Origin of the sequence: Mycobacterium sp. (assembly GCF_035603715.1) — a bacterium.
In the GTDB taxonomy this organism is placed as follows: Bacteria; Actinomycetota; Actinomycetes; order Mycobacteriales; family Mycobacteriaceae; genus Mycobacterium.
The window spans coordinates 1-6,042 of sequence record NZ_DATNJW010000297.1; the positions used below are offsets into that span (position 1 = coordinate 1).

Here is a 6,042-nt window from a genome sequence, read left to right on the forward strand (position 1 = left end):
CGCGCCGTGCGGTTCCGGACCGACCCATCCCGAGAAGCCATACGGCCCAAGGGGATCGGCGTCGAGATACCGCTGGACCGCGGCGTGGTCGACGGTGCCGTCGGCGTCGTTGGTCGCGACGACCGTGCCGTCGGCGTCGTGTAGATCGGCGTGCGAGATGTGCCACTTGCCGTCGTAGTGGGTGTCGTAGCCCGCGGCGCGGAACCAGTTGCCCATGGTGGGCACTTCGCCGGACCGCAGCCAGCGCATGCGCGAGTCGTCGGGCATCTTGCCGAGGCCGTCGGTCTGCGTGACGCCATGCAGATCGGGGTAATGGCCAGTGAAAATCGTTGGGCGACTTGGCGCGCAGGCCAGCGAGCCGGTGTAGTGCCGGGTAAAGCTGACGCCGTGCTCGTCGAACCACTTGCGGCCGTGCAGAGTCCGGCCCCGCCAGGCGAGCACCTCGGGTGACTCGTACGGCGGGATCGCGCGTTCCTCATCGGTCATCAGGATGACGATGTCGGGCTGAGTAGTCACGAGTTTTCCAATCGGTTGGCAAGACCGACGAGCATGATGTCGGACTGTCGGACTTGAGCGCGACACAGCGCTCGCTCGGCAAGCTTGCGTACTGGGCCAGAACCGATTTCGACGGTGCTGGTCAGCGTCACGACAGTGCCGCCATAGGCTACCGGCCGCAGGCTCCATCGGTTGTTGAACCGGCGCACGTGGCTGGGCAAGCCCTCGACGTCGTAGGCGAGCGCGCGTGCGGTGTCGAACTCGGTGATCGTCTCCACCAGGGCGTTGCGGCCGATCTGGACTCGTCGCGTGGTGCCGAGCGGCTCGCTGCGCTGATTGAGGATGCACGAGTGGTCGATGTTGTCCGCCCACGAACTGATCGAGCCGAAGTCGGCGAGTACATCCCAGACGGACTGCGGGTCGGCTGCGATCCTCCGGCTGCGGTCAATGTCGGCCACCGCCTCACCGTACGCGGGAGCGGCGGCGAATCTGGCCGAAACTTCCGGCCTCGATGGCCAGCGACGCTAGGGTTCTGCAGAACCTGAAGAAAGTTGCCAACGACGCTGCGGAGGGGACATGGCGACGTACAAGACGGTGGTGGTCGGCACCGACGGCTCGGAGTCGTCACTGCGCGCGGTCGACCGGGCCGGCACGATTGCGGCTGAGTCCAAGGCCAAGCTGATCATCGCGACGGGCTACCTACCGGAGAAAGACGATCTACGCGCGGCCGATGCCCTCGGTAGTGAGGGCTACAAGGTCTCCGGAGCCGCGCCGGTCTACGCGATGTTGCACGACGCACGCGATCGCGCACGGGCGGCGGGGGCGACCGACATCGAGGATCGTCCGGTCAAGGGCGGTCCCGTTCACGCGCTGGTGGATCTTGCCGAGGAAGTAGGCGCCGATCTGCTGGTGGTCGGCAATGTCGGACTCGACACCGGGGCCGCGATCATCGGCCGGGTGTTCTCGATACCCGGAGCCGTCGCCACTCGCGCCAAGATCGACGTGCTGATCGCGCACACCAGCGGCTGACCATACGGCTCGCAGCCGATACTCAGATCCGTTCGGTAAGTGTGGGCACATGAAGATCATTGCTTTCGAGGAGCACTACACGCTCCCGGCGATCGCAGACGCGCACCCCAACAGCCCCCGGAAGCTTTTCGACGCGAGCAGGGGCGGAAGCGGTTGGCCCCCGCCGGGCATTGAAGACCTGGGGGAGGGGCGCATCGCCGCGATGGATGCGGCCGGTATCGATGTGCAGATCCTCTCCAACGTCCCCGGCGTCGAGGCCGTCGAGGTACCGCAGGCCGTCGAGCTGGCCAGGCAGGCCAACGACGCGGTAGTCGCCGCGGCCACCGAGTATCCCGGCCGCTTTCTCGGTTTTGCCACTCTGCCGATGCGCGACCCCGACGCTGCTGTAGCCGAATTGGAGCGCACGGTGCGCGATCACGGCTTCGTCGGTGCGCTGATCAACGGCCACGTCGACGGCCGCTATCTCGATGACGAGTTCTTCTGGCCGGTGTTCGAATCCGCTGAAGCGCTGGACGTTCCGATCTATCTGCATCCCACGGTCCCGCCGCGGCCGGTGATCGATGCGTATTACCTGGGCTTGGCGCCAGCGGTGTCGGCCAAGTTGGCCGTTGCGGGGCTCGGCTGGCACATCGACACCGGAATCCATTGCGTCAGACTCATTCTCGGCGGCGTCTTCGATCGCTTTCCCAAGCTGCAGGTGATCGTCGGCCATCACTTCGAGGCGCTGAGTTGGATGGCGTGGCGGACGGATTACTCATTTCCGCCGGAGGAGAGCGGTCTCAAGCGGACCATCAAGGAATACCTGCGGGAGAACTTCTACGGCGGCATCCTGGCCGGCGAATTCGCCGGGATGCAACCCGGTGCGACCGATCCGAGTTGGAGCTTGTCGTTCAACGCCTATCAGGCGATGGCAAACGTGATCGGCGTCGACCGGATCGTGTTCACCGCCGACTACCCGTTCGCCAACATGGAAGCCGGCCGGAAATTCCTGGAGCAGATGCCGATCCCGCCGGCGGACAAGGAGAAGATCGCACACTCCAACGCCGAGCGTCTACTTCGGCTCAAATGACCGGCTGGATTTGCCGGTTTGTGTTCGGCGAGAGGGGTTTCGGACTTATCGTCGTGTCATGACGATCGAAAGCGTTCGCACCAGCACGCTGACACGCAGCCAGACCGTGTTCATGGTCACGGCGTTGGTGTTATCGGTCGTCTCGTTCATGCTCAACGCGACCATGCTGTCGCCGGCGATCCGCGACATCAATACGCACCTTGGGGCAGGCGCATTCGGGCCGATTTCGAGTTACTTCTATCTGTCCGGCGCGATCGCCAACGTGGTGCTGATCCGGTGGAGCGACTACCTCGGTCGCAAGCGCGTCCTGGTCGGTGTCCTGATCCTGCTGTGCATCGGAACGGTGTTGTGCGTCGTCAGCACATCGCTGCCGGTGGTGGTGGCGGGCCGGATCATGCAGGGCACCTCCAACATCAGCTTCGGCCTGTCCTACCTGATCATGCGGGAACGCCTGACTCCGGCCGTGTTCGGCGTCTGCTGCGGGGTGATCTCGGCGGTCAACGGCGGGGTGGCCGGCACCGATGCACTGCTCGCCGGATACCTGGTCGACCACTTCGGCTATCGCTCGATCTTCGTCCTGACACTGGTGGTCGGTGTTATCGCGGTCCTACTCGGCTGGAAAGCCTTGCCCGCAGACGATTCCGGACGATTGGCGTCGGGCCGGATGGACTGGCCGGGTGCCGCCCTGATCGCGGTGACGGTTGCGGGGATCGTTCTGTTTCTCGGCAACGGTGGACACCTCGGCTGGTCGTCGCCGTTCGTCCTCGGCTGCATCGTTGCGGCCACCGTCGCGTTCGTGGCATTCGTCCTCGTCGAAAGGCGTTCTGCGGAGCCACTTGTGCACATCGACGACTTACGCTCCCGCTACGCCTGGCCGTTGATCGCGGTGACCATCCTGTCCTTCGCGTCCTTCATGGTCGTGCTGAGCTTCATCATGCCGTCGATCGCCGAGAATCGAACGGTCGGCTTCAACGCCAGCGGCGTGACGACGGCGTTGCTGTTCATCACGCCGGCCGCGCTGGTTCAACTGATCGTCGCGCCGTTGATCGGGCGGCTCGCGGTGCGGATCGGCTTTGTGACGGTGTTGCGGGCGGGGATCGTCGCCGCGGTGTCCCTCGTGGCTCTGCTCGCGGTCTTCGCGCTCGACCGGAACATGGCCGTCCTGCTCATGATCGGATTCGGTGCGGCGATGGGCGTGACGTTGACGCCGCTGGCCGCGCTGGGCGTGATTCAGGCCCCTGAGGACGAACCCGGCTCGCTGCCCGGGATCTGCAACGCGGCGTTCGGTATCGGCGGATCGCTCGGATTCACCTGGGCCGGAACGATCGTCGGCGAGGGGACGAAAGCGTCCTATCACACGGCCTTGTGGGTCGCGGTGGTGATCGGCATTGCCGCGTTCGCGACCAGCCTGATCCTCAAGCCTCGAACGGCTGAGTCCGGTCTGAGCAACTAATTGCAAGCAGCGCGACGGCGGGCGTTCGTGTCGATGTAACTGATGGTTACCTCCTGATGGCCCATCCTGGGGCCATGGGCATCGCGACGGTCGCCCCCGGTGCGATCGAGATAGCGTTTTCAGGACGATTCGGTTTTGGCATCTATCGCTGGGCTTACCTGCCGTTCCACGTGCCGACAGGTGTGCAGCGCATTCGGGTTTCCACCTCTCATCAGAGCTTCTCGTTCGCCGGAGTCGCTCGAAACGTGCTGGATCTAGGCATCTTTGGTCCCGCCGGCCACGACCTGGGCAATGCCGCGGGATTCCGGGGCTGGTCGGGCGGAGCGCGCGACCACTTCGAGATCTCCAGTACGTATGCCACCCCAGGCTATTTGGCCGGCCCGATCGAGCCGGGTCCGTGGGCGGTGGCGCTCGGACCGGTGGTCCTGAGCCCGTGGGGGATGGCGTGGGAGGCGCACGTCACCATGGAACGCGGACCATCCGCGAGTCGGTCGCCGGAAAGCCAAGCCGTGCAGCAGATCCCCACCCCGTCGGCGACCGGCGCGCGCTGGTATCGCGGGGATCTGCACCTGCATACCATTCACTCTGACGGCGAGCGCCATCCCGCGGAACTCGCGTCGGTTGCACGCACCAGCGGCCTGGACTTCATCGTGTCCACCGAACACAACACCAACTCGGCCAACCGGGCGTGGCCCGCGTGCTACACACCCGGTCTGCTGGTGATCCCTGGCGAGGAGGTCACCACCCGCCACGGGCACTGGCTTGCCGTCGGCCTGCCGCCGCGCGCCTGGATCGACTGGCGATACGGGCCAAGGGACGGGGTATTTCCGCGCTTCGCCGCCGAAGTTCGCGATGCGGGCGGATTGGTGGTCGCCGCACATCCGTCCGTGCCGCTACCGGGGGCGGCGTGGGAGTTCGGCTTCGACGACGTTGATGCGCTCGAGGTGTGGAACGGCCGGTGGAATCTCGACGATGAATTCTCGCTTCGCACCTGGCAGCGGCTACTGCGACAGGGACGGCGCGTCACCGCGGTCGGCGGTAGCGATTCGCATGGCGAACACCAGCAGGTCGGCTTGCCCCAGACCGTCGTGCACGCGGAGGAACTCTCGACGCCCGCGATCATCGATGGATTACGCAGCGGGCGTTCGTATCTCGCGCGATCATCTGATGTAGCACTGGACCTGACGGCGTCCTGTCCAAGCGGTGTGGCCGGTCCAGGGCAGACGTTGCACGTAAGCGCCGACGGGCGGGTGACGGTGACCGCGGTGCTCAGCGGTGCCGCCGGCACCGACATCGCGTTGATTACCGCGGAGGGCCCGGTGCGACGGGCGACGGTCGGATCGGATCGCGCCCGCGTGCAGTGGGAACTGGATGCCGCTTCGGCGCGCTTCGCGCGACTGGAGATCCGCGAAGCGCAGCGGCGTCCGCTCGGCGCGATGGTCGCCCTGACGAATCCCATCTGGCTCGCGTGATATCGCATGTGGTGTGAAACCCAATTAGTGCCCAATGGTTCAGAAACCCACGCCCACCGGCAATGCTGGTACCCATGACGCGCAACGAGATTACCGAGCAGATTGTCGTCGCCCGCCTGGCCAAGGGCCTGACCTGGCAGGAGTTGGCCGACGCGATTGACCGACCGGTCGTCTGGACCACGTCGGCGCTGCTCGGCCAGCACCCCATTCCGGCCGAACTCGGCAAGGTGCTGGTCGAGATGCTTGGCCTCGACCAGTCGGCGATCCCGCTACTGGCGGCGGTGCCCATACGCGCCGCGCAACCCACCGCGGTGCCCACCGACCCGACCATCTACCGCTTCTACGAAGTCCTCCAGGTCTACGGCGGCGCTATCAAGGAGCTCATCCACGAAGAGTTCGGCGACGGCATCATGAGCGCCATCAACTTCAGCCTCAACATTGAGAAGAAGCCGCACCCGGCCGGCGACCGCGTCGTGGTCACCTTTGATGGAAAATTCCTGTCCTACGACTGGACCGCTGCGGAC

7 protein-coding genes are annotated in these 6,042 nt (G+C 65.4%); 5 read left to right on the forward strand and 2 right to left on the reverse strand.

The annotated features are described in order from the left end of the window. Both VN856_RS12170 and VN856_RS12175 read right to left on the reverse strand, forming a co-directional pair. On the reverse strand, positions 1-516 hold a 516-nt coding region (locus VN856_RS12170), incomplete at its 3' end, for a sulfatase-like hydrolase/transferase (RefSeq protein ID WP_325689306.1). Next, the gene (locus VN856_RS12175) at positions 513-953 is read right to left on the reverse strand and encodes an SRPBCC family protein (protein ID WP_325689308.1); all 441 of its coding nucleotides are present in this window, start codon (positions 951-953) and stop codon (positions 513-515) included. The genes VN856_RS12175 and VN856_RS12170, both read right to left, overlap by 4 nt. 118 nt (positions 954-1,071) lie before the next feature. On the opposite strand from VN856_RS12175, the gene VN856_RS12180 reads away from it, so the two are divergent. The 5 genes from VN856_RS12180 to cynS all read left to right on the forward strand — a co-directional run. After that, positions 1,072-1,524 carry a universal stress protein gene (locus VN856_RS12180; RefSeq protein WP_325689309.1) on the forward strand — a complete coding sequence of 151 codons (453 nt, stop codon included), beginning with the start codon at positions 1,072-1,074 and terminating at the stop codon, positions 1,522-1,524. 49 nt (positions 1,525-1,573) lie between these two features. After that, positions 1,574-2,593: an amidohydrolase family protein gene (locus tag VN856_RS12185; RefSeq protein WP_325689311.1), complete on the forward strand. Its 1,020-nt coding sequence runs from the start codon at positions 1,574-1,576 to the stop codon at positions 2,591-2,593. A gap of 58 nt (positions 2,594-2,651) precedes the next feature. Continuing rightward, the gene (locus VN856_RS12190) at positions 2,652-4,046 is read left to right on the forward strand and encodes an MFS transporter (RefSeq protein ID WP_325689313.1); all 1,395 of its coding nucleotides are present in this window, start codon (positions 2,652-2,654) and stop codon (positions 4,044-4,046) included. Positions 4,047-4,120: 74 nt separating this feature from the next. Then, positions 4,121-5,518, forward strand: coding sequence for a CehA/McbA family metallohydrolase (locus VN856_RS12195; RefSeq protein ID WP_325689314.1), 1,398 nt, complete (start codon positions 4,121-4,123; stop codon positions 5,516-5,518). A gap of 62 nt (positions 5,519-5,580) precedes the next feature. Further along, positions 5,581-6,042 (forward strand): cyanase (gene cynS / locus VN856_RS12200; RefSeq protein ID WP_325689316.1); only part of this gene is annotated, 462 nt, incomplete at its 3' end.

Excerpts from the sequence above, each read along its gene's own strand:
- VN856_RS12180 (WP_325689309.1), top strand. The coding sequence starts at position 1,072 with ATGGCGACGTACAAGACGGTGGTGGTCGGCACCGACGGCTCGGAGTCG.
- VN856_RS12185 (WP_325689311.1), top strand. The coding sequence starts at position 1,574 with ATGAAGATCATTGCTTTCGAGGAGCACTACACGCTCCCGGCGATCGCA.
- VN856_RS12190 (WP_325689313.1), top strand. The coding sequence starts at position 2,652 with ATGACGATCGAAAGCGTTCGCACCAGCACGCTGACACGCAGCCAGACC.
- VN856_RS12195 (WP_325689314.1), top strand. The coding sequence starts at position 4,121 with ATGGGCATCGCGACGGTCGCCCCCGGTGCGATCGAGATAGCGTTTTCA.